Source organism: Pseudomonas umsongensis (genome assembly GCF_012647205.1).
Lineage (GTDB): Bacteria > Pseudomonadota > Gammaproteobacteria > Pseudomonadales > Pseudomonadaceae > Aquipseudomonas > Aquipseudomonas umsongensis.
Genome location: NZ_CP051487.1, coordinates 591427 through 614984, shown reverse-complemented (window position 1 = coordinate 614984; position 23558 = coordinate 591427). Strand labels below are relative to the sequence as shown.

Sequence of the window (23558 nt, the reverse complement as noted above, 5' to 3'; positions counted from 1 at the left end):
TCTCTAGAATGCCGAACTCAGCAAGCAACACTTCATACGAGGATTGAACCATGACCGCTTACTACTACCTGGCCATTGCCATCTGCGCCGAAGTGATTGCCACTGTTTCGATGAAAGCGGTCAAGGGCTTCAGTACGCCGTTGCCGCTGCTGCTGGTCATCGTCGGCTACGGTATCGCCTTCTGGATGCTGACCCTGGTGGTGCGCAGCGTGCCGGTGGGCGTCGCTTACGCGGTATGGGCCGGCATGGGCATCGTGATGGTCAGCGTCGCGGCGTTGTTCATCTACGGGCAGAAGCTGGATGTGCCGGCAATGCTGGGGATGGCGATGATTGTGCTGGGGGTTGTGGTGATTCAACTGTTCTCCAAGACTGCAGGGCATTAACACCTTGTAGGAGCCGGCTTGCTGCGGGCGGCGTTCCGACGATAGCGGTGAATCAGGACACCGTGTTGCAAGGATCGCCAGCAAGCCGGCTCCTACAGGGTCTGCTGTATCCCGTATACTGCGCCCTCGTCTTGAACACTGAGGTCGCTGCATGCCATCCGTTATTTCCACCGACGTTCTCATTGTCGGCGCTGGTGTTGCCGGCCTCTGGCTGAATGCGCGCCTGCGTCGCCAGGGCTTCTCGACCGTACTGGTGGAAAGCGCCAGCCTCGGCGGCGGGCAAAGTGTGAAGTCCCAGGGCATCATCCATGGTGGCGCCAAGTACGCTCTGCATGGCGCCCTGACCGGTGCCTCGGAAGCCATCGCCGACATGCCGCGTCGCTGGCGTGAAGCCCTGGCCGGGAATGGCGAACTGGATCTTTCGGGTGTGCGCCTGCTGTCCGAGGCGCACTACCTCTGGTCCCCGGGTACGATCGCCGGCAACCTCACCAGCTTCTTCGCCAGCAAAGCCGTGCGCGGTCGCGTCGATCAGGTCAAGGGCGATCAACTGCCGCCGGCCCTCCAGGACAAACGCTTCAAGGGCAAGGTCTATCGCCTGGCGGAACTGGTGATCGACGTACCAAGCCTGATCCAGCGCCTGGCCGACCTCGCGGGCGATGGCCTGCTCGCCGGCCAGAAGATCGAGCCGCTGCTGGAGGGTGGCGTGCTGGTTGGCCTGAAGGTGGACGAGCGCGAAATCCGCGCCCAACGCATCGTCTTGAGCGCCGGAGGCGGAACGGCGGCGTTGCTCGAAGCGTTGGGGCTGACCCAGCCCGCCATGCAACGTCGCCCGCTGCACATGATCATCGCCAAAGGCCCAAGCCTCAAACCGCTTTACGCCCATTGCCTGGGCGGTGGAACCAAACCACGCATTACCGTGACCACGCACCCGGCGGCCGATGGCCAGTGGGTCTGGTACCTGGGCGGCGATATCGCCGAAACCGAAGGCGTGAATCGTGAGCCGGTCGAACAAATCGCCACCGCGCAGAAAGAACTTGGCCAGTTATTGCCATGGATCGACCTCAGCACGGCGCGATGGGCAACGTTGCGTGTAGACCGTGCGGAACCACTGCAATCGGGGCTGACACGTCCCGACAACGCCTTCGTGGCCGAGGAAGGTCGCCTTCTGGTGGGCTGGCCAACCAAGCTGGCCCTGGCGCCGGACTTCGCCGACCGCGTCATCGCCAGCCTTGACCGCGATGGCATTCAACCGGGTCCGGTCACCGCTTTGCCGCCACTGCCAAGACCGCCGCTGGCCATCCCGGCCTGGGAGCAATTGCTGCCATGAGCCAACCGACTCTGCACGACTTGCATCGTCCCCTGGGCAGCACCGGCCTGCTGGTATCGCCCCTGGGCCTGGGCACGGTAAAACTCGGCCGCGACCAAGGCGTGAAGTACCCCAATGGCTTCCAGATCCCCGACGACAATGAAGCGCGGATGTTGCTCAAGCTCACGCGCGACCTGGGAATCAACCTGATCGACACCGCGCCGGCCTATGGCCGCAGCGAAGAGCGCCTTGGCCCGTTGTTGCGTGGTCAGCGTCAGGATTGGGTGATCGTCAGCAAGGTCGGCGAAGAGTTTACCGACGGCCTGTCCCGTCACGACTTCAGCGCCGCGCACACCCGTTTTTCTGTCGAACGCAGCCTGCAACGCCTTGAGACTGACTTCATCGACCTGGTGCTGGTGCACTCCGACGGCAACGACCTGGCGATCCTCGCTGAAAGCGAAGTTTATGCCACGCTCGCCGCGCTCAAGGCCGAAGGCAAGATCCGTGGCTTTGGCTTTTCCGGCAAGACAGTCGAAGGCGGCTTGAAGGCGCTGGAGCAAGGTGATTGCGCAATGGTCACCTACAATCTGAACGAGCAAAGCGAAAAAGCGGTCATTGACTATGCTGCTGCTCATGGCAAAGCCATTCTGGTCAAAAAAGCCCTCGCCAGCGGTCATGTGTGCCTGAGTCCAGGGGTGGACCCGGTGCGCGCCAGTTTCCAATTGTTGTTCGAACATCCCGGTGTGGCCAGCGCTATCGTTGGAACGATCAATCCGCTGCACCTCGCCCATAACGTGGCGACCGTTGCCCAGGTCCTACGTAGCAACTGATGCCGCCTCTCGCGGCCTAAAGCAGGAGCCGACATGCCGCGTACGCTCATTAGAAAGAACCCGAGCAACTTCAAGACCCTGCCGTTATTCGTCGAAGCGACTCCCGAAGGCCTGAGTTATCAGAGCGTCGGGAGACCGTTGAATTTCGCCCAGATCCTGCAGCGTCGACGCCCGGTGAGCGTCGCCGATAAGGAACGGTTTTCCCTTGAATTGGCCAACCTTGGGGTCTCTGTACGCCTGACACTGCATTGGCAGAATCGCGATTACTGGGTGCTGGTGCGTCAACGGCGGCAGGATCGCGGCGACGTGGTGCTCAAGCTGATTTCCGGCTACGTGCCCGCCCATGAGCTGAATTTGCCGCTGCACACCGCCATTCAGGAAATCGCCGAAGAGTGCCTGCTGGAAACCCCGGAAGGCTGGCTCGGTGGGCGCTTCAACGACACTTGGTTACCCGCCCCCTATTCGAGCGCACTGCACTACCGCGAAGCCCTGCCGTTTCGCCTGTCGCCGCTGTCCGGCTCGGCGCGTCCGGTGCGCTGCGCCAACCTGCCACTGATCGAACGGCCTCGGGCCTATGTGCACTTGCCGACCGCATCGCTGCAATTGATTTACGATTTACGCCTGGAGGTCCCCAAGGAAGCCAAATCCCTGAGCCTGTTTCACGTCGACGAACGACTGGAAGGCGATCAACTGGTGGCCCGCCTGGATCGCAAGCGCCCGGATCTGTACCTGATGCCGTTGAAGGATGGCCATCCCTTGGCCGAGCTCTACACCTTGAAAAAGGATCAACTGCACCCAGCAAGCACCCGTGGACTGTACCTGGCCGAAAGCTTTGCCAGGCAGGAAGGTTGGCTGGTGAAAGATGAGCGGATTCGCTGGAAAGACTGGGTACGGCAGCAGGGCTTGACGCCGCCAACGAAGGATTCGGGATTGGCGCGGTTGCGTGGCAAGGCCAAGCAACTGCTGAAGAAGATAGTACCGCGCAAGGCTGCGCGCCCCTGATCGTTCCCACGTGCAAGCCCGGGATGCAGAGCGCCCCAACAGCCGACGCAGAGCGTCCATAGTGGCATTCCCACGCAGAGCGTGGGAATGATCAGGAGAAGGGCTGTGTCATTCGGACTTGCGGATCTTCTCGACAATGGCAGTCGTGGAACTGTTTTCCACCAACCCCAGCACTTTCACCGTCCCGCCGTAAGCGGTCACGATGTCCGCACCGACCACCTGGTCAATCCCGTAGTCCCCACCCTTGACCAGCACATCCGGCTTCACCTCGCGCAGCAAGTTCTCCGGCGTGCCCTCAGCGAAGCTGATCACCCAATCGACGGCACCCAGGCCTGCCAGCACCGCCATGCGTCGGTCGACACTGTTGATCGGACGGCCAGGCCCTTTCAGGCGGCTGACCGACGCATCGTCGTTGACCGCAACGATCAGGCGATCGCCCTGCGCCCGTGCTTGCTCCAGGTACGTCACGTGCCCGGCATGCAGGATGTCGAAGCAACCGTTGGTGAAAACGATCTTCTCGTTATGCGCACGCGCATCATCGACTGCCAGCAATAGCTGCTCCAGGCCCAGCACACCGCGCTCGGAACCCTGATCGCGCTGGATGGCACGCCGCAATTCCGGCGCGCTGATGGCCGCCGTACCGAGCTTGCCGACCACGATGCCTGCCGCCAAGTTGGCCAGGCCCACTGCGTGTGGCAGTTCCTCGCCAGCAGCAATCGCCGCTGCCAAAGTGGAAATTACCGTATCGCCAGCACCGGTCACGTCGAACACTTCACGGGCACGTGCCGGCAGGTGCAATGCTGGATGATCCGGGCGCAGCAAGGTCATGCCGTGTTCGCCACGGGTCACCAGCAAGGCGCCCAGGTCCAGGTCGTGCATCAGCTTCGCGCCTTTGTTCACCAAATCATGCTCATCGACGCAACCTCCGACGATGGTTTCGAACTCGCTGAGGTTCGGCGTGATCAGGCTCGCACCGCGATAAATGGAAAAGTCCTTGCCCTTGGGATCCGCCAGCACCGGAATGCCTCGGGCACGGGCGGCCTGGATCAACGCCTGATGGTTTTTCAGCGCGCCCTTGCCGTAGTCGGACAGTACCAGCACCTTGATGCCTTCGAGCAGTTCATCGACCTGCACGGACAACGCCAAAGCGTCGGTGGCGAAGGGTTCTTCGAAGTCGATGCGCAGCAGTTGCTGGTGACGACTCATGACCCGCAGCTTGACGATGGTCGGCTGGTGGGCAATGCGCTGGAACAACGCGCGCACACCGGCACCCTTGAGACTATTGACCAGGCTGTCGGCGGCTTCATCGTCGCCGGTCACTCCGACCAGCGAAGCCGGCGCGCCGAGGGCGGCAATGTTCAACGCAACGTTGGCGGCACCGCCCGGGCGGTCCTCGATGTGATCGACCTTGACCACCGGTACTGGCGCCTCAGGGGAAATCCGTGAGGTACCACCATGCCAGTAACGGTCGAGCATGACATCGCCGACCACCAAGACAGGGGCTTGATCGAATCGCGGCATGGACAACTTCATGGAGCAACCCACATACAAAATGAACAGGGGCGCGATATTAACACAGGGTGAGTCAGGCTCACCCTGATGTCGGTATCAGGCGATGTCTTCGGCCGGCGTATCGAGCCCCATCGCATGCAGCCGCGAATAGTAGCCATTTTGCGCCAGCAATTGAGAGTGGGTCCCACGCTCGACGATTTCGCCGTGGTCCATCACCAGGATCAGGTCGGCCTTTTCGATAGTCGACAACCGGTGAGCGATGACCAGCGTGGTACGACCCTTCATGACTTGATCCAGCGCTGCCTGAATGTGGCGCTCGGACTCGGTATCAAGTGCCGAGGTTGCTTCATCGAGAATCAGCAACGGAGCATTTTTCAACAAGGCCCGGGCAATCGCCAGGCGCTGGCGCTGACCGCCGGACAGCAGTACGCCGTTTTCCCCGACCTGGGTATCCAGGCCTTTCGGCATCTGCGCGATGAAGTCCATTGCATAGGCGTCCGCGGCAGCCTTTTCAATGTCTTCGCGAGGTGCGCCAGCCAAATCGCCGTAGGCGATATTGTTAGCGATGGTGTCATTGAACAGGGTCACATGCTGTGTGACCTGCGCTACGTGCCGACGCAGATTGCGCAGGCGATAGTCTTCGATTTCGACATCGTCGAGCAGGATCTCACCGACTTCATGATGGTAGAAGCGCGGTATCAGGCTGGCGAGAGTCGATTTGCCGCTGCCAGAGCGACCCACAAGGGCGATCATCTGTCCCGGCGCGGCGGTAAAGCTGATGTTCTTCAGCACCTCACGCTCTGTGCCTGGATAGGTGAAGCTCAGGTTGCGTACTTCCAGATAGCCGTTGACGCGATCACGCTCAACGGTTCCGTTGTCGACTTCCGGCTCAACGTCCAGTTGCTCGAAAATGCTTTCGGCGCCAGCGACACCTTTCTGAATGGTCGAACTGACTTCCGACAGCTGCCGGATCGGCTTGGGCAGCAGACCCGCCGCAGTGATGTAGGCCACCAGGTCACCGGCGGTTGCATCACCACGCAGGAGCAGCACCAGGAACATCAGAGCGGCCATGGCGGTGTAGATCACCAGCTGCAACATCGGCGTATAGACCGCACCGGTCTTGGTCATACGTAGTTGCTTGTCGGTGTTGCCCTGGCTGGCTTCGGCAAAACGCCGCTCTTCGTAGCTCTCGCCACCGAAACTGCGCACTACGCGATAACCCTGGATGGTCTCGGAAGCCACATGGGTCACGTCGCCCATCGCCACCTGGATCTTCTTGCTCTGCTTGCGGAATTTCTTGCTGGTATTACCCACCATGAATGCAATCAGCGGCAGGATCGCCAGCATCACGAGGGTCAGTTTCCAGTTCATCCACAGCAGGTAGGCAAACAGGAAGACCACGGTAAGGCCTTCGCGGATAACTACCTTGATAGCGTCGGTGGCGGCCCCGGTCACCATGGTCACGTTGAACGTAATTCGCGAGATCAGATGCCCGGAGTTGTGGGTATCGAAATAGCGATTCGGCAGGACCAGCAATTTATTGAACAACTCGACGCGCAGGTCATGCACCAGCCCCAATGACACCTTCGCCAGGTAATAGTTACCGAGGAAGGAGCCCAGGCCTTGCCACGCCGCGATCAGGATGATCAGCAGTGGCACGGCCATCAGCAGCTGCAAGTCCTTCAGGTAGGGGACGTCGGGAAAGAGCACCGCTTCAGGATTGCTCAGGCCATCGACGAAATACTTGAGAATCCCCGCCAGCATCGGCTGTGTGGAGGCAAAGATCACGAAGCCCACGATACTCAGCAAGAAAAGACCGAGATAAGGTTTTACATAACCCAACAGCCGAAAATAGATTTTCAGGCTGGAGTCCTGTCCCGCTTTGGGCGGTGCGTCACTCATCGTAGAGCTCACTGGTTAGGAAGAACGCGAAATTTTATCACAAGCGTCAGGATTGACCCGCGCCCATACCAAAACACTGGCCAGGCCAATGGGCAACCAGCTGATAAACCATTCAGCCCTTGGCGTACCATTCAGGCTGGCGGCGTCAAACTGCATCGCCAGGGTAGAGAACAGCCATATGCCGATGATTCCCTTGGCATAGAGTGTTTCCCGAACCTTCCACGCTTCGCGCAGTACAGCGATCCAGGTCGCAGCCCACAACAATAATCCCGGCAGGCCCAATTCGATGGCCACATGGGTGAACAGGTTGTGCGCGTGGTCAAAATACTGCCCATCGGCAAACACCGTGTAGTGACTGCCAAGGCCCAGGCCCCGCCATGGGTGCTCGGCGATCATTTGCAGACTGGCCAACAGGATCTGCGGGCGATAGGAAGCGCCGCGCGCCAGTACCAGGGATTCGAAAAGCCAGAACGCAAGCATGGCGACGATCAGTGCGACCGCCGCAATGATGCGACTGCGCCGGTCACCGCACCAGATCGGCATGGCAAGTATCGTGAGAAACATTGCCAAGGCAGCACCGCGGCTCTGGCTGAGCAGAACGAATAACCCCAGGAAACCCAACGCAACGGCACAAACCACCTGCATCGTGCCAGTACGTGGCGCCCAGAGCACCAGCCACACCGCAGCCAACCCGATGACGTAGCCGCCCAGAATCGGATGGGCCAATTCGCCCAACCCTTCCACACGTGAACTCCAGGCGTTGCCTTGCATCCCATAAAATTTGACGATCGCCACCAATGCAGTGACAGCCAATCCTATGCCTCCCCACTGCATGATGCGGATCACGCGCTCGGGGCGGGCACTGGCGAATACCGGGAAAAACAACAGGAATACCACGACGTACAGCACACGTTTGGCTGCGCGTTCCAGGTCAGGGGTATTCGACCAGGAAAGGCTGAGCAGTGACCAGATCACCAGCCCGAGCAATGGCAGGTAGATCCAGCGCTGCTCATGGAATAATTCCCGAAGCCGGGCCCGCGCAGGCCAGCAGAAGATGATTGCAGGCAACCAGAGAAACGCCACCAAGCCTTGTTGATAGAGCTTGTTGGTAGGCGCAATGGCGATGGCCAACAAAAACCACAAAAGACCTACTGCCATCCATGCTTGCGCCCAACGAGTTTCTTGCATCAAATTGCTCCTGTAAGCGTTCGCCTACCCAACCCGACATGGTTAAAGCTGAATTTTTTCGGCATCATTGCCCGCCACTGTGCCCCGTTCTTCCAACAAGGCTTTCTACGATGCAATGTTCCCGGCTCCCTCAAGCAGCCATAGATCAATTGATTGACGGTGCCAAAGTACTCGAGGCCGACAGTTACGGGCCAAAAGTCTACCTGTTGCAAGATGGGAATATCCTCAAACTGTTTCGCCGCAAGCGTATTTTTTCATCTGCCTTGTTTCGTCCATACTCGAAACGCTTTATCGACAACGCGCTCGAACTGCAAAAGCTCGGTGTGCCGACCTTGCAGGTCCTGCAGCATTACCGACTGCAGGCACCGGGCATGACAGCCGTGCTGTACCAGCCATTGCCAGGCCAGACCCTGCGCCAGGTCGCCAGCAAGGACGGATTCAACTGGCCGCAAGCCTTGCCAGAATTGGCCGCACTGATACGCAGCCTCCATCAATCGGGGATTTACTTCCGCTCACTGCATCTGGGCAACATCGTGATCACGCCCGACAATCGTATGGGGCTGATTGACGTGGCTGACATGCGGTTCCTGCGAGCCCCATTGCCTCGCCACTTGATCAAGCGCAACCTGCAGCATTTCGCACGCTATATTGCGCGCGAGAACCTGAACGACACCTTTCCGATGCAGGCATTGGAGCAGGCAGTGTTGCCATCATGAGAGTAGCGCACGGGCGGTCTGGCTGAAGCTCAGCCAGGCTTGATCCGGCGCTAACGCTTGGAATTGTTCAGCAGCGACCGCTTCGGCAGAGACACTGAACGCTCGCAAGATCGCTTCGCGCCACGCACTCACGTCATCAACCGGGGCATACCAGCCGCTATCGGCCAACTGTTCGCGAAACACCGGTAACTCACTGCACAGTACCGGAACGCCCGCCATGACCGCCTCCTGCATGATCAACCCCAGGCCTTCTTCCCGCGAAGGGATCGCCACCCAGTCAAAGGCACGATAAAGACGCGCCGCGTCATCGAGATGGCCCGGCAGCAAGACTTGCTCACGCAGTCCCAGCTCATCGATTCGCGCTTGCAGCGAGGCCCGGGCGCTGCCCTCCCCGACAATGACCAATCTCAGGTCGGCGCGCTTGTGCAATGCCCCTGCAAAGGCATCGAGCAGGCAAATGAAGCCCTTCTCCGAAACCAGGCGCCCCACCGCTCCCAATATTGGTCCTCCGCTCGCAGACAGTCCCAAGCGGCTCAACGCCTCTTCCCGAGGAAGTAAAGCGCTATGGAAAGCGGCAGGCTCAAAGGCACTGCGCAATGTCACGACCGGTACCTGCAAGTCACGATTCAGGGAAGTTGCGAGGGTGTTCGACACGGCAGCCAATGCCAGCTGGGAGGATGGGAGCTGTTGGAAGAGCGCTCGATCACCTGCATGCAGCCGCGTCGCCCCATGAAAAATGACCACTACACGGATATGCGGCAACCCCTTGAGTATCGGCAACAGCGTGCGCGCCACTCCCAACCCGTCAAGCAATAGCAAACGCGCGTCGCTGTCCTTGAGGGCGCGGTGAAACCGGGCGCGCATCCAGGGTTTGGTCAATCGCCAGAAATGCCGCCCTTTCAATTGGGCAGAAGTCAGCCCCCATTCCCGAATCTCACCAACGTTCACTCCACATTCGCGCGCACCTCCCTGAAGCAACCAGGTTTTCACCGGGGCCGAGGGCAAGGCATGAGACAGTATCTGCTGATGCACCTTGTGGATCGAGGCAAATGGAGCACCACCGGCCCACATCACATTGAGAATACTCATAGGGCAAGCAGCCAATACAAAAGGTAATGGGGATAAGCTGCGGTGTCGCTACTTGATGGTCCAGCCAATGCAGACTCCCAACAACAAAAACAAAACGAATTTGACCTGTTCGCGCCGACTACGACGCGCCTTGCGCTGTCGCTCGATAGGCGTTTGCACGTGCAGGCCAAACCCGGTGTGCATGACTGCGTCCGCTTCAAGCGTCAGGGCAGTCAGATTCAGCTGTGCGTATCGTTGTGACAGCGCTTTCTCTCCACCGTGCCCGGAGAATGGCGCGCACAATCGATATTCCTTTACCCTCCGCAGGCCCGGGTTCAGCGAGAACCCCTGCCACTGCGGCTTGTCGGAAATCAATGGATGGCAAGCCACTCCACCTACGACCTCACGCGGCCCCAGATGAATGTAGGGACTGTGAACCCGCAGATCATGAGTATAGCTACGCAGCCACACTTGCAGGATTTCCGGGCGCAATTGGAGAATGGTCATGGAGTCTTCCACAAACCCTGGGCGATAGAATTCCCAGTCATCCTCGCAATGGAAGATGTAGTTCGTGCTGACGTGTTCGTACGCCAGGTCGATTGACGCCAGTTGACCCAGCTTGGGTCGATTGACGAACACCGTGCAGTGTTCCTTCCAGTTAGCTGGAATGACCGCGTGAACGCCTTCGTCACCCGCATCCTCAGTGATGAACACTTCACGGATAGGGGCCGTATTGAATCGATCGAAGCTCTCGAGTGTAGTCTTCAGCAGATCCAGGCGACCACAGCTTGTGACCACTAGCGTGATGTCACTCTCGTGGGAAAAATGCACGGTTTTCTCAATAGGATAAAAGTGGTCAGCAATATCAATGGCCGGCCTACACTTGTCAAACACCCAAATTGAGTCGAATTCTTTCCAACAGACTCAGCGGCGCACGGGCACGCAGTGCAGGCTCAAGCTCCTCAACGATACGCTGGCCGATGCGTGCAAAGCTGAACTGACTGACCGCCAGCTCCTGACCGTTGCGCGCGATACGCTGCGCCAGTTGCGGGTCGCTGCGCAGAATGGCCAGCTTTTCCTGAAGCTGTGCAATGTCCCGATACAACACCACGTTGTGCATATCCTGCAAGCCCAGCGCTTGGCATTCCGCGGCACCCTGATCATAGGCTAGCAAGACACAGCCACAGGCCATGGCTTCGAAGTTCTTGATCATGAATTCGCCCATGCCGACGTCCGCACTGACGAAAAATCGAATGCGGTTAAGCGTATCGCGGTACTCCTCGCCGGACTTGGTACGAGTGACAACCAGGGGTTCGACACTCGCCAGCTCATCGAGCAGCGCCTTGCGGCCGCTATAGGCAACGCTGTTGGTACTGCCAACGAACGCCAGCTCGATATCCCGCTCACGCCCTTGATCTTCAAGTTGCGTCTGGTCGTAGCCCTTGGGAACGAACACTGCATCGAAGCCCTCCGAACGCAGGCGCTCGGTGACAACGAAACCGGAACTGATGACTCGCGCCCACGGCAATCGACGGTAGTGCGCACTGAACTTACCGGTGTACTTGCAAGGAATGTAGTTCTGGTAGGCATCGTGCTCGAGGATGACCAGGTTGGGAATCGTGCGGATAAATCCGACCTGGCGGATCTCCTGCTTGAACCGCAGGAAAAACACGATCCGGTCGTACCGGGACACGTCGACTTCACGCCGGAAATAACTGCGCAGGTTGCGCTGTTCCTTGCTGCTCAACCACCGCAAGTCGCACTCGCAATGAGCCGCCACCCCGTCGTACAGACGGTCCAGGATGGCCCGCTGATCTTTCTGCACCAGAAATAGAACTTTCATCGTCTTCCTTGCCACAACAGGCAAATGGAGCAACACCTGAAACCGGACCTGCCCTCAGACGGCCGACCTTCAGGCCCATGACACCTTATAAACGCCAAAACAGTTCCTGGCGTCGCACAGCCTTGCGAAAAAATTCATTTTCGCCGTAACGCGAACCGGCCCGGCCCGCCAGCAACCGCTGCAACCCACGCCGCAAGCGACGCTTGAATGGCGGTGGCGGTTGCAGGTCGTGCATCATCGCCAATGCCATTGCCTTGTCACGCTGCTGAGCCAGGGAAAGCTGCAGGCAGTAGGGATGCATCTGCTGACCAAGATCGAACACGGGAGGAAGGGCAATAGCGGTACCGGTGTCACCCATCGGCCAGCGATCGTTGTCATGAAGGTGATTGGCATAGCCCAACAGCGTCGGTTGCCAATCAAGCCCCTTTAGCGCTTCGAGCACTGCTGCCTGCGCACAAAAATGATCGGGATGGGGATCAAGGGTCGGGTGCGGCAATACGATTACCTCAGGCCGGGCACGCAGCAGCAGGGCTTGCAGATCTGCCAGCAGGTTGTTCCAGGTTGGCGCGCCATCGACATCGCCCGGCAGGCCAAACGGGTTCAATTGGCGAAATACCCGGGTGTCGTGCAAATCCGCTTCCCGCGAGCCTATCGGCTTGGCGGGCGATGCCTGCATGGCTTCCAGTTGCAAGCAGAAATAGCCCAACTGCACGCAATGGTCTGACGGCACTCCCGCCCAGCGCGGCACGGCAATACTGTCCCAGGCACGCAAACGGCCTTTCAGGCGCGCCGCCTCGACCTTGTTCATGCCCATGCGTTGATAATGTTCGGCTTCGATTTCACCGGCGGTGAGCGTCACGATCCAGGCTTCATCTGCCTGACTGTACAAACCGTAAGCCGCGAGCTCGGCATCATCGGCATGCGGGGCGATGACCATCACCCGTTGACGGCGAAAGTCCGGATGTTCAAAAGCCCACAACACAGGCTCACCCTGTAGCCGGCAGAATCTCCCACGCAGGCGCAACTCACCGCGCGACAGCACCTGGGCCTGGCCGCTGAGGTTGAGGTAACGCAGGCCGTCCACTCCCCGTTCGAAGGTCTGCCGGTCAGGGCTGTCGCCCCCCGTCAACTCGACCACTGGATCGAAGAAACGTCCCAGCCACGTGCTTTTTACCTTGAGGGCCAGCACCAGCGTAGCGTCGTCGACCAGCATGACGCCCTCATCCAGGCGCAGGTGCTCCCCGTTCAGGTGAACCTTGGGCTGCGGGGTGTAGGGCGTAAAGGTGTACTGATAGTCGTCTTTGGCGCTATAGAACAGGTGATCGGCAAACCAGGCTTCGTGGGCCACCCAGCCCACCAGCGCAAGCACCAGTGGCAACCACCACACCACCAGGATGCCGGACAGGATCAACAGCACCAGCGCCACCAGCAGACCGATGCGTTTATTGCGCCGATGGCGCTTGAGCAATTGCTGTTTGCGGGTCATGGCTTGACTCATACGGTGTAGACCGGCACAGGGTTGCACCAGCGATCCTTGTATTCCCGGTCGGCACGGCCAAAGGAAAAGCGCAGGGGCTTGTCCAGTGCCCTGGCGTGCTCCCAGGCGCTTTGGGTGTTGAGAAAACTCAGTACGCTACCGGGGCTGAACTCGCGGGTTTCGGGATCGACACCGCCATTGATGTATTCAACGCTGATCCATTGCGGCGTCTCAACGCGATAAACCAGTTGAATGGCGATGGCGGCATCATTGAGGAAGATCACCGAACCGATCAGAAACTCGCGCAACAACTCGATGACCTCGGCCATGCGTTCGGCACCGGTAGCCGGGAAACCCCAGCGGCGCAGGAACAAATCACAATAGATCGCGCCCAGCTCCTGGCTGGAAAACTCGGAAACCGCTCGCACGACGCCACCCGCTTCCTCCAGCAACCTGAGTTCGCGACGCTGGTTGTAGCGAAATTTCTTCGACAACTCTTCGGGCGTGCGCGCCATGGCCAGTTGTTCGGCCTGCAGCCTGATACCGGTGAAACGGTTTTCGTTGAGCGCCGACAAGTAGCGGCCACGATGGCGCAAAGGTGCATGGGCATCGGCGGCAGCCGGCAGAATGATTTCGGCATTGCCGAGGTCGAACAAGCCCTTCTTGCCGTGACGCTTGAGCACGTCCTTGGACAAGGCAAGGTCGCGCCCCCAGGTCGGAATCGCCGCCTTGATTTCGCCGCCTTGCTCCCACGCCAGGTATCGCACTGGGATGTCGGCGAGCCGCGCCAGGCGCTCGACCACCAGCGGGTGAGTGGCGACGCTGCCGCCATAACGCTGCCAGGCCTCGGCATAAGTCGAGGCATCGGATAGCGACCAGCCGCGTTCGCGCCAGCCTTGAAATCGGTTGAGCATCAGCCCCTCTGTGCCAGTTCGGTAACGTGCGGCAAGTGCCAGAAAGCATCGCGCACCGCGCGGTCGGAGAAGCGTTCACGCAGGCGCTCAAGCATCAACTCGGCGCACTGGCGACGTTGCTGCTCGTCCATTGCGGCCAGATGTTGCAGGCCTTGAGCCAAGTGCTCGGCATCCCCCAAGGGAAACAGGATACCAACGCCTTCGACCACTTCCTTGGCTCCGCCACAGGCCGTTGCGAGCAATGGCACGCCCGCCGCCATGGCTTCGAGCAGCACCATGCCGAATGGTTCATGATCGGAACTGAGGGCAAACACATCGAAAGCGCTGAAATACCGCCGGGCCTCAGGGACCTGACCAAGGAACAGCACCCGGTTGCCAATCCCCAACTCGAGAGCCTGGGCCTTCAAATCCTGTTCCAGACGACCGCTACCCAAAATGACCAGTTGGCTGTTGGCCGGCAACCCGGGGAGCGCCTTGGCAAAACCTTCCAGCAACGTGGCTTGATCCTTGTCCGGGTGCAGACGACCGACGTTGCCGACGATCCAGGCATCCGCAGACAGGCCGAGGGTCTCGCGCGCCTCGCGAGCCGACACCTGGCTAGCCTGCAAAGCCGGTACATCGATCCGGTTATAGAGCGTCTGGATCCTTGCCGCCGGCCACTTCGGCAGGCATTGGCGCATGTCATCACGCACGGCATCGGACACCCCGAGCAGGCTCAGGCGCTTGCGGAAAATATGCGCGAAAAGCTTGCGTGTGCCGCGCTTGTAATCGTCAAACGCATGGTGCACGCCAATCACCGGCAACGAGGTGCCGAGCAAGGCGATGTAGATCGGCTTGAAGCGATGGGCGATGCAGAAACTGAAATTGCGCGAAGCGGCGATCTTGCGCAGATCGCCAATGGCGCCCAGCTTCAGGCCACGAATGGCCTTGGAGCTGTACTCCATGAACAACACTTCATCCGAGGCGCAACCCGCGGCCACCTCGGCGTCAGCGACCCCGGTCAGAAACACCGTGGTCACGCGATAGCCGGTGCCCGCGAACAGGCTGGCGTACTGCCGGGCGCAGTCCAGGAACGGCCCGTCATAGCCGTGACAAAACTGCAGCACATGGCGTTCAGCCGAGCGTGTCATAGGTGTCCGCGCCCTCTTTGACCACCAGGATGTCTTCCATGATCAGATACTGTAGATCCGAACCGAAGAACATGTTCAAGGCGTCCGTCGGCGAGCAGATCATCGGTTCGCCACGACGGTTGAGCGAGGTGTTCAGCGACACGCCGTTACCCGTCAGGTTTTCCAGTGCCTTCATCATGTCGTAGTAGCGTGGGTTGTATTCACGCTTGAGCACCTGGGCCCGGGACGTGCCGTCTTCGTGAACGACTTCCGGCACGCGGGTTTTCCATTCTTCAGCCACTTCGAAAGTGAAGGTCATGAACGGCGCCGGGTGATCGATCTTGATCATCTGCGGTGCGACGGTGTCGAGCATCGACGGGCAGAAAGGCCTCCAGCGCTCGCGGAACTTGATCTGGTGGTTGATGCGGTCGGCCACGCCGGCCACGCTCGGGCAACCGATGATCGAACGACCGCCCAGTGCACGCGGACCGAACTCCATGCGGCCCTGGAACCAGGCCACCGGGTTGCCGTCGACCATGATCTTGGCGATCTGCTCGGGCATGTTGTCGAGCTTGCGCCACGTTGGTTTGTTCTCGTGACGAGCACAGGCCGCGATCACGTCTTCGTTGCTGTACGACGGACCGAGGTAAACGTGTTCCATCTTCTCGACAGGTACGCCACGGGCATGGGACACATACGCTGCCGCGCCCACCGCAGTACCGGCGTCGCCGGACGCCGGCTGCACGAACAGCTCCTTGACGTCGTCGCGAGCGATGATTTTCTGGTTGAGCTTGACGTTCAGCGCACAACCACCGGCGTAGGCCAGCTTGCCGGTTTCCTTGAGCACGTCGCCCAGGTAATGGTCGATCATCTGCAAGGCAATTTTTTCAAACAGCGCTTGAATGCTGGCGGCATAGTGAATGTAAGGCTCGTCGGCGATGTCGCCTTCGCGCTTTGGACCCAGCCACTCGATCAGCTTCGGCGAGAAGTAGTAACCCTTGCCCTTCTCTTTGTAACGACGCAGCCCGATAACGTTGGCGTAGTCGGTGTTGATGACCAGCTCACCGTTTTCGAACGAAGCCAGGCGCGAGAAATCATATTTGCTGGCGTCGCCGTACGGCGCCATGCCCATGACCTTGAACTCACCGTCAAGCATGTCGAAACCGAGGAACTCGGTGATCGCGCCATACAGGCCGCCGAGAGAGTCCGGATCGAAAAATTCCTTGATCTTGTGGATCTTGCCGTTTTCGCCATATCCGAAGAAGGTCGTGGCGTACTCGCCCTTGCCGTCGATGCCCAGGATCGCGGTTTTCTCTTTGAAACCGGAACAGTGATAGGCGCTGGAGGCGTGGGCCAGGTGGTGTTCAACCGGCTCGATCTTGATCTTCTTCGGATCAAAACCCAGTTGCTCCAGGCACCAGACGATCTTGTTGCGATAGCGCTTGTAGCGACGGTTACCCATCAGGATCGCGTCAAGTGCGCGGTCCGGGGCGTACCAGTATCGCTTGGCGTACTGCCACCGCGCCTTGCCGAACAGGCTGATCGGTGCGAACGGAATCGCTACCACGTCAACGTCGGAAGGCTTGATGCCGGCCTGTTCCAGGCAGAACTTCGCCGACTCGTAGGGCATGCGGTTCTTTGCATGTTTATCGCGTACGAAGCGCTCTTCTTCCGCCGCCGCGACCAGCTTGCCGTCGATGTACAGGGCTGCGGAAGGATCATGGCTAAGGGCGCCGGACAGGCCAAGAATCGTCAATGCCACAGGGGTCTAGCCTCTTTAGTCTGCGTGCAGGCGCAATGCGCCTCAAAAATTAATGTGCCCTCGCAACGGGCGAGAGACAGCTAAAGGGCGGGATTATAGCTTAAAAGCAGCTTCAAGCCTCTAGCGGCAAGCTGCAAGCGATAGCGGGGTTGACCGTGCCGTTGGTTATTCGGGTGCTGGCCGCCAGTAAATGCTGATATTGCCATCCGTGCCCTGCCGGTAAATCGTATACGGCAAGACAACGGTATCCAGCACGCCAGTCAATACCAGGTCCACCAAAACGAGCGGGACGTAGATACCCGTTGGATCGGGCGGCGCATTCAGCACACAAAAATCGTAGGCCAGGCCGCTGTACACCCGAGGAATGGACTGACAATAGGTTTTTTGCCGTCGAAGCCCGTGGGCCGCGTCGGCATCGTCCTGAAATACCGTTGCGACCGTCCCGCACCCTGTCAAAGCCAGTGAAATGAAACCTGATACAACTAGCGTCTTGATCGTCAAAGCTTGCCCTCCGTAAGCGTCAGGCAAACTAGCATCGCGGTCATTCAGGCCACAGTTCATGGCTTCTCAAAATCATGTAGGACCGTTCGCAGGAACTTGTCCGCTAATCTCTCGAAGGGGTTCAGGCAGCGCCAGAGACGTCCTTGGGTAGACGCTGATCGATGACCTGATAGAGCGCGCTATTCTCGGGCCAATTACGCATGAACCGCGCCCGATCCCGAGCATACGCCGGCGCGAAGCTGGCGAGCGAGCCATGCTGGCACATCGAATCCAGATCGATCAGCGCCCAACGATCCTGCTGCCAGAACAGATTGTGGCCCTTGAAGTCGCCGTGGCTGATGCGCTCGCGAATCAGTTCGGCGAACAGGTGATCCAGCGCCAGCAACTCGGTCTCAGGAGCATCGCCGCTATCAATGTACGGCGCGAATCGCTCGATGATGTCTGGCCCCGGCAGATGCTCGGTGATCAGATAGGCACGACCGCGCAACCCGAGAAAACGCTTTTCCTGCACCGCCAGCGGCTTGGGCGTGGCGATGCCGAGGAATGCCAGGCGATTGCCCTCGCGCCAGGAGTGCCAGGCACGGCTCGGGCGCCAGAAGCGCTTGAGCCAGTGGGCGAAACCCTTGATGTTGTAGCGCTTGATCACCAGCGTACGTCCGTCCACCTCAACCTTGCCGACACTCGCCGCGCCGCCGGTCTTGTACAGATGCCCCTGATCCAGCAAGGCATCAGCCTGGGCCAATACCGGCAGCATTGCTGCCTCTTCCTCGCGACGGATCGCCCGCAAGCCGAACGCACCGCGCTGGACGCTGAACAGCGTGCATTCGCGACCGGTCTTGATCAGGAAGTCCTTCAGGCGCCAGCTGCGAACCTTGTCGACCTGTTTTTGCAGCGCCTCCATGGGTAGGGCATGCTCGCCGTTGCTCAGCAGGTAGTACACCAGCAATTCTTCGGTGAACGGCTCCAGCGACTTGGGCAACTGGGCGAAAAACACCCCGAGGTTTTCCAGGACCTTCTGGCGCGAGAGTGGCTGGCCCGCCGTTTCGCTGCAGATCCCGGCGCCATCGATCAAATACAGTCGATTGCCCTGGCGCAACAGGTTGTCCAGGTGCAGGTCTTCCTGCCACAAACCTTTGCGATGCATCTGGCCGATCGCACCCAAGGCTTGCGCCAGCACGGTTGACTGCTCGTCGGCCAGCACCGGCAGGCCTTCCACCTGCTGCCAGGCATCGCCCAGGCTCTGGGCACCCTCAAGGAACTCAAACAGCAGCCAGCCACCCTCGCCATCCTTCAGGCCATCAGCCAACAGGAGTGGCGTGGTCAGGCCTTGGGCGGAGAGCAATCGCACGCCGTCCAACTCGCGCTGGAAATTCCGTGCTGCCTTGTTGCCAACCAGCAACTTGGCCAGCACTGGCCGACCGCGCCAGACACCGGCACCGACATAACGCTGTCCAGGCAATACCCGCAACAGGGTCAGCAACTGCAACTGCGCCGGCCCGGCAGCATCGGCCAGTGAAAGACTGATGGGCAGGCTCGGCTGACGGCCAGCGTTTTTCAGCTCGGACAAATGCATCAGCGCTTCTCCTTATGGCTACGTCGCGCGGTCAGGCGCGCCAGCCAGCTATCGATCAGCGTGCTGTCCTGAGATTGATCCAGATAGGCGGCCAGCAGAATGCGCAGCTGCGCCTCGCTCCATTCCGGCGCCCGACGTAACAGCGGCTCCAGGTCCTTGACCCGATCCCGCTGGCCGAACAGCAGTGGCCGAGTCTTTTCCAGATCGATCAGTTGCGCCTGATAGCCGTCACCGGTGGCGCACAGGAAAATATGCTTGGGGTAAAAACAGCCATGCACCTGACGCTTGCCGTGCAGGTGCCGCGCCAGTTTTCCGCAGGCTTGAAGTATCGCCACATGTTGCGCCTCGCCGAGGTCCGACCAGCGCTGCAGCAGCGAATCCAGGTCATCCCAGCCGTCCAGGGCGCGAGTGAGGAGAATCGCCCGGACTTCGCCGTCGACCTTGCGCTCACCGAAAAACGCCGCTTTCAGCGCTGGAATGCCGAGCTTTTCGTAGCGGCTGATGTTACGAAACTCCCTGGCAAAACTCGGCTCGCCAAAGGGCGCGTGCAAGGTATGCATCTGGTAGTTGCTCTGACGCTTGAGGTAGAAACCCTGACCCTCCAGATCCAGTCGAAACACGCTGCTCCAGCCTCCACGCAAGGTGTTGGGTTCGTCCACGGCATCGAGCTGCCGGGCCCAGAGCGCATCGAAAGTACCGAGGCCGTGGCGCTCAAGCAGCGCACGGTCTTCAGCGGCCAGGAAATCAGTCATTCGCGTCCCTCGAAAAATCTCACCACATGCCGGATGCGCTTTTTATCGGCGGCATTGAGCCGGCTGCACTGGCGGTATTGCAGGTAAAAGCGCAGGCGCTGGGTAGCCGACAGTTGATACTTGGCGACCTTGTCCAGGCAGGCCAAGTCCTTGGTGATTCGGTATTTGAGCCAGAAACCGCTCCAGAAATCACCGTTGGGGCAGTCGATCAGGAACAGGCGGGCCTGATCGTCGACCAGCAGGTTGCGCCACTTCAAATCGTTATGGGTAAAGTGATGTTCGTGCATTGTGCGGGTGTAGCTGGCCAGTTGTCGGCTGATGCTGTCGACCCAGGCGCGGTCCGCCAGTTTCGCATCGTGCCGCTCGGCCAGCGCCGACAGGTCTTCTGTATGTGGCAGTTCGCGAGTGATCATCGCCCCACGATCGTAGGCCGCACCACGCCGCTCCAGGCCCCAGGCCACTACTTCGGCGGTGGGGATGCCCCACTTGGCGAAACGCTTGAGGTTCTGCCACTCCATTTTCACCCGTGGCTTACCCAGGTAGCGCCGCAAGCCCTTGCCCGCCCCCACGTAGCGTTTGACGTAATAGTTGACGCCATTGCGCTGGACGCGAATGACCTCCGACAACGGATCGCGGGTCAGGCGCTCACCTTGCAGCGCAAACACGGCATCAAGGCTGCCGAAGTCTTCTGCCAGATCGTTGTAAGCAGGCTCAAGCCTCCAGCCCGCCATCAGAGCGCGTCCCCGTATCGCTGTTTACGCTCGTAAAGCTTGTTGGCCTTGCCTTCGAGCCAGCTCAGCAGCCCGGCTTCTTCGCTCAAGACCTGGCGCAGCGGCTGCTGGAAATAGCCCTTGAGAAAACGCAGCTTGTCGCGTCGGGTCAGGCCGATATCCAGCGCGGAAAAATACAGCGCCGCCAGATCCTTGTTACGCCAGCGCGCGGTGATCGTCGGACGGGTCTGGGCGCGGTGCAGGTCGATCACCGAGAGTTTGAAATCGTCCGCGGTCACCGGCTTGTCGGTGTGCAACAGGAAGTGGCAGATGTAACAGTCACGGTGGTTTACCCCGGCACGGTGCATCATGCCGGTCATGCGTGCCACTTCGGCAATCAGCGCACGCTTGAGTTTTGGCTCGGGCGGCTGCTTGATCCAGTTGATGCTGTAATCTTCGAGACTGACAGTCGGCGCCAGCTCTTCGGTGACGATGAACGAATGCTGGTCCGCCGGGTTGCTGCCCTTCTCGCCATAAGCGACGGCGGTCATGGTCGGCACGCCGACTTCCTGCAGGCGTTGGATGGCCTTCCATTCCTGGCCAGCCCCCAGCACCGGCAACTTGGCAGTGAGCAGGTTCTTGAAGATTTCGCCCCAGCCGATGCCACGGTGGATTTTCACGAAAAACCCGTTGCCGTTCACTTCGGTACGCAGCGTGCGGCGAGCCTCAAGCTCCCGGTATACCTCGCCCTGCAAGCCCTCGACTTCGGCGAACGGATCGCGTCCGGCCCAGAGGCTCTTGAACGGTTCAGCCAGCATCAACTTCATTTAAGCGTGCTCCGCCAGAATCACATCGGCCGCGTGTTGCGGCATGCTGTAGAGGTCGGCCGTCTCGGCGAAGGCCAAACCGTTGCGGCTCCAGGCCGCCCTTGCTTGAGCGTCGTTCAGCATACCGGTCAGGTACTGGGTCAGCTGGGCTTGATCGAACGGCTCGTCCAGCACCAGACCGGCGTCGGCCTCGGCGATGTAATGGGCGTACCCGCATACCGCACTGACCAGCACCGGCAACCCAGCCACCAGCGCTTCGAGCAGCACGGTGCCGGTGTTTTCGTTGTAGGCCGGGTGAATCAACAGATCGGCGCCCAACAGGAAACGCGGTATATCACTGCGACCCTTGAGGAACGTCACGTTGTCGCCGAGCCCCAGCGTGGCGCTCTGCATCTGGAATAACTTGGGGTCGTCCTGGCCAATTACAAACAGACGGGTACGCTTCTTCAGATCAGCGGGCAACCCGGCCAGGGCCTTGAGACTGCGATCCACGCCCTTGGTCTTGAACCCGGAGCCGATCTGCACCAGCAGCAAGTCATCGTCCTTCAGATTGAATTCAGCGCGGAACCCGGCGCGAATTTCGTCCGCATCCGCCGGCCGGCGACGATCCTGGGCAATGCCCGGCGGTAGCAGGTGGAAGCGCTCCAGTGGCGTGCCGTAATGCTTGATGAACAGCGGTTGCTGGACCTCGGAAATCATCAACACTTCAGTCTTGGCGTCCTTGGCGAACACCGCGCGCTCGTACTCGGCGAAATGGCGGTAGCGGCCCCAGCGCCGATACAGCGAATTGCGCAGGTTTTGCGCCTTGTCTTCGAAACAGCCGTCAGCGGCGTAGTAGACGTCCAAACCCGGCATCTTGTTGAAGCCGATCAAACGGTCCACCGGACGCTTGGCCAGGTCCGCTTCCATCCACTCGCTGAGCTTTTCGTTGCGCCGATGGTTGAAGAATGCCTTGACCGGCGCCACGAGTACCTCGAAACCCGGTGGCACCTCGCCTTCCCAGATCAGCGTGTAGACGCGAATCTGGTGCCCGCGCTTCTGGCACTCCAGGGCGATGCGCATGAAATCTCGCTGCAGGCCACCAAAGGGAAAGTACTTGTACAGGACAAATGCCAATTGCATCAGCGCAGCTCCTCAGCCAGTAACAACGTGCTCAGTCGGCTCGCGACACGCTCGGGATTCAGACGCGTGAAGCACAATGGCCACTCGCGTTTCAGGTCAAACCGATTGGCATCTTCGGCCGTCGGTTGATAAGTGCATTTCTTTTGCAAACACGGTGCGCAGGGGAAATCGCTGGCCATGTGAATCTGCGACTTGCCGTAGGCCCCGGTCAGGCCCGGATTGGTCGGGCCGAACAGCGACAGCGTTGGCACATCAAGGGCTGCGGCCAGATGACCGAGGCCGGTGTCCACCGCCACGCAGGCTTGCGCGCCGGCCAGCACCTTGCCGACCCCGGCCAGATTCAGCTTGGGCAAAACCTCGGCGTGCTTGAAGCCGGCAGCGATGCGCTCGGCACGGGCCTTTTCCGCGCCGTTGCCCCAGGGAAGTTTCACGCCCACGCCGAGGTAACCGACCCGTTCAGTCAGCTCGCGCCAGTAGGCTTCGGGCCAGTGCTTGGTGTCCCAGGTGGTGCCATGCAGGAACACCACATAGGGGTTCTTGCGCGGCAATTCCACCAGGCGCTCGACACTCAGGCCGTAGTCACCCAGCCCCTTGGGCAAGTCATAACCCAGGGCGATGGCGAACAACTGACGCACCCGCTCTACCGCATGCTGACCGCGGGCAACCGCCAGCCGCCGGTTATAGAAACGCGCGGCGACGGGTTCGCGCGCCGAACCTTTATCGAGGCCGGCCACCGGGGCTTTCACATACCGGGTCAGCAGAGCGCTTTTGAGCAGGCCCTGGGCATCGATGACCAGATCGTATTTCGTGGCGCGAAGGCTCTGCTTGAAGCGCTTCCACTCGCCACTCTTGATGGTCTGCCAGAGGTTCTTGCGCCAGCGACGGATCGCCACCGGAATCACCTTGCCCACCGCCGGGTGCCAGGTCGGAATTTCGGCGAAGCCTTCTTCCACCACCCAGTCGAAGGTGATGCCGGGGATGGCCCGCGAGGCGTCGGTCAGCGCCGGCAGCGCATGAATCACGTCGCCCAGCGATGAAGTCTTGATCAGCAATACCCGCAA

At 60.0% G+C, this 23558-nt stretch carries 22 protein-coding genes; 5 read left to right on the top strand and 17 right to left on the bottom strand.

What is annotated here, in order from left to right; translation table 11 throughout:
• Window positions 1-50 precede the first annotated feature (50 nt).
• The 4 genes from HGP31_RS02695 (at window position 51) to HGP31_RS02680 (ending at window position 3521) form a co-directional block, all read left to right on the top strand.
• Window positions 51-383: a DMT family transporter gene (locus tag HGP31_RS02695; protein WP_008055699.1), complete on the top strand. Its 333-nt coding sequence runs from the start codon at window positions 51-53 to the stop codon at window positions 381-383.
• Between the two features lie 151 nt (window positions 384-534).
• Window positions 535-1710: an NAD(P)/FAD-dependent oxidoreductase gene (locus tag HGP31_RS02690; RefSeq protein WP_168757126.1), complete on the top strand. Its 1176-nt coding sequence runs from the start codon at window positions 535-537 to the stop codon at window positions 1708-1710.
• Complete coding sequence (locus HGP31_RS02685) at window positions 1707-2519, top strand: aldo/keto reductase (RefSeq protein ID WP_020801208.1); 813 nt, start codon at window positions 1707-1709, stop codon at window positions 2517-2519. The genes HGP31_RS02690 and HGP31_RS02685 overlap by 4 nt, the downstream gene beginning before the upstream one ends.
• A 33-nt stretch (window positions 2520-2552) precedes the next feature.
• Window positions 2553-3521: a hypothetical protein gene (locus tag HGP31_RS02680; protein ID WP_020801209.1), complete on the top strand. Its 969-nt coding sequence runs from the start codon at window positions 2553-2555 to the stop codon at window positions 3519-3521.
• A 108-nt stretch (window positions 3522-3629) separates the two neighbouring features.
• Here HGP31_RS02680 and hldE read toward each other — a convergent pair whose 3' ends face one another.
• The 3 genes from hldE to HGP31_RS02665 form a co-directional block, all read right to left on the bottom strand.
• Window positions 3630-5054 carry a bifunctional D-glycero-beta-D-manno-heptose-7-phosphate kinase/D-glycero-beta-D-manno-heptose 1-phosphate adenylyltransferase HldE gene (hldE, locus tag HGP31_RS02675; protein ID WP_033039386.1) on the bottom strand — a complete coding sequence of 475 codons (1425 nt, stop codon included), beginning with the start codon at window positions 5052-5054 and terminating at the stop codon, window positions 3630-3632.
• Window positions 5055-5129: 75 nt separating this feature from the next.
• Entirely contained in the window at window positions 5130-6935 is a 1806-nt protein-coding gene (gene msbA / locus HGP31_RS02670; RefSeq protein ID WP_168757125.1) for a lipid A export permease/ATP-binding protein MsbA, read from the bottom strand.
• A 15-nt stretch (window positions 6936-6950) separates the two neighbouring features.
• A complete protein-coding gene (locus tag HGP31_RS02665) occupies window positions 6951-8123 on the bottom strand; it encodes an O-antigen ligase family protein (protein WP_168757124.1) in 1173 nt (390 codons plus the stop codon).
• A gap of 110 nt (window positions 8124-8233) precedes the next feature.
• On the opposite strand from HGP31_RS02665, the gene HGP31_RS02660 reads away from it, so the two are divergent.
• Window positions 8234-8839, top strand: coding sequence for a serine/threonine protein kinase (locus HGP31_RS02660; RefSeq protein WP_168759125.1), 606 nt, complete (start codon window positions 8234-8236; stop codon window positions 8837-8839).
• Here HGP31_RS02660 and HGP31_RS02655 read toward each other — a convergent pair.
• From HGP31_RS02655 to waaC, 14 genes are all read right to left on the bottom strand, one after another.
• Window positions 8834-9928, bottom strand: a complete 1095-nt coding sequence (locus HGP31_RS02655) for a glycosyltransferase (protein ID WP_168757123.1) — start codon at window positions 9926-9928, stop codon at window positions 8834-8836. The genes HGP31_RS02660 and HGP31_RS02655 overlap by 6 nt on opposite strands.
• A 48-nt stretch (window positions 9929-9976) precedes the next feature.
• Entirely contained in the window at window positions 9977-10738 is a 762-nt protein-coding gene (locus tag HGP31_RS02650) for a hypothetical protein (protein WP_020796228.1), read from the bottom strand.
• Between the two features lie 55 nt (window positions 10739-10793).
• A complete protein-coding gene (locus tag HGP31_RS02645) occupies window positions 10794-11750 on the bottom strand; it encodes a glycosyltransferase family protein (RefSeq protein ID WP_020796227.1) in 957 nt (318 codons plus the stop codon).
• A gap of 85 nt (window positions 11751-11835) precedes the next feature.
• A complete protein-coding gene (locus HGP31_RS02640; protein WP_168757122.1) occupies window positions 11836-13236 on the bottom strand; it encodes a PIG-L deacetylase family protein in 1401 nt (466 codons plus the stop codon).
• 8 nt (window positions 13237-13244) lie between these two features.
• Window positions 13245-14141, bottom strand: coding sequence for an antimicrobial resistance protein Mig-14 (locus tag HGP31_RS02635; protein WP_168757121.1), 897 nt, complete (start codon window positions 14139-14141; stop codon window positions 13245-13247).
• On the bottom strand, window positions 14141-15271 hold the full coding sequence (locus HGP31_RS02630) for a glycosyltransferase (RefSeq protein WP_020796224.1): 1131 nt from the start codon (window positions 15269-15271) through the stop codon (window positions 14141-14143). The genes HGP31_RS02635 and HGP31_RS02630 overlap by 1 nt, the downstream gene beginning before the upstream one ends.
• On the bottom strand, window positions 15255-17012 hold the full coding sequence (locus HGP31_RS02625; protein ID WP_020796222.1) for a carbamoyltransferase family protein: 1758 nt from the start codon (window positions 17010-17012) through the stop codon (window positions 15255-15257). The genes HGP31_RS02630 and HGP31_RS02625 overlap by 17 nt, the downstream gene beginning before the upstream one ends.
• 165 nt (window positions 17013-17177) lie before the next feature.
• The gene (locus tag HGP31_RS02620) at window positions 17178-17513 is read right to left on the bottom strand and encodes a YceK/YidQ family lipoprotein (RefSeq protein WP_080725275.1); all 336 of its coding nucleotides are present in this window, start codon (window positions 17511-17513) and stop codon (window positions 17178-17180) included.
• Between the two features lie 121 nt (window positions 17514-17634).
• Window positions 17635-19086, bottom strand: a complete 1452-nt coding sequence (locus tag HGP31_RS02615; RefSeq protein ID WP_033039391.1) for a lipopolysaccharide kinase InaA family protein — start codon at window positions 19084-19086, stop codon at window positions 17635-17637.
• Window positions 19086-19838, bottom strand: coding sequence for a lipopolysaccharide kinase InaA family protein (locus HGP31_RS02610; protein WP_020796219.1), 753 nt, complete (start codon window positions 19836-19838; stop codon window positions 19086-19088). Before HGP31_RS02610 ends, HGP31_RS02615 begins: the two co-directional genes overlap by 1 nt.
• Window positions 19835-20569: a lipopolysaccharide kinase InaA family protein gene (locus tag HGP31_RS02605; protein ID WP_020796218.1), complete on the bottom strand. Its 735-nt coding sequence runs from the start codon at window positions 20567-20569 to the stop codon at window positions 19835-19837. The genes HGP31_RS02610 and HGP31_RS02605 overlap by 4 nt, the downstream gene beginning before the upstream one ends.
• Window positions 20569-21375: a lipopolysaccharide core heptose(I) kinase RfaP gene (gene rfaP / locus HGP31_RS02600; RefSeq protein ID WP_020796217.1), complete on the bottom strand. Its 807-nt coding sequence runs from the start codon at window positions 21373-21375 to the stop codon at window positions 20569-20571. The genes HGP31_RS02605 and rfaP overlap by 1 nt, the downstream gene beginning before the upstream one ends.
• Window positions 21376-22497, bottom strand: coding sequence for a glycosyltransferase family 4 protein (locus HGP31_RS02595; RefSeq protein ID WP_168757120.1), 1122 nt, complete (start codon window positions 22495-22497; stop codon window positions 21376-21378).
• Window positions 22497-23558: a lipopolysaccharide heptosyltransferase I gene (gene waaC / locus HGP31_RS02590; protein WP_020796215.1), complete on the bottom strand. Its 1062-nt coding sequence runs from the start codon at window positions 23556-23558 to the stop codon at window positions 22497-22499. Before waaC ends, HGP31_RS02595 begins: the two co-directional genes overlap by 1 nt.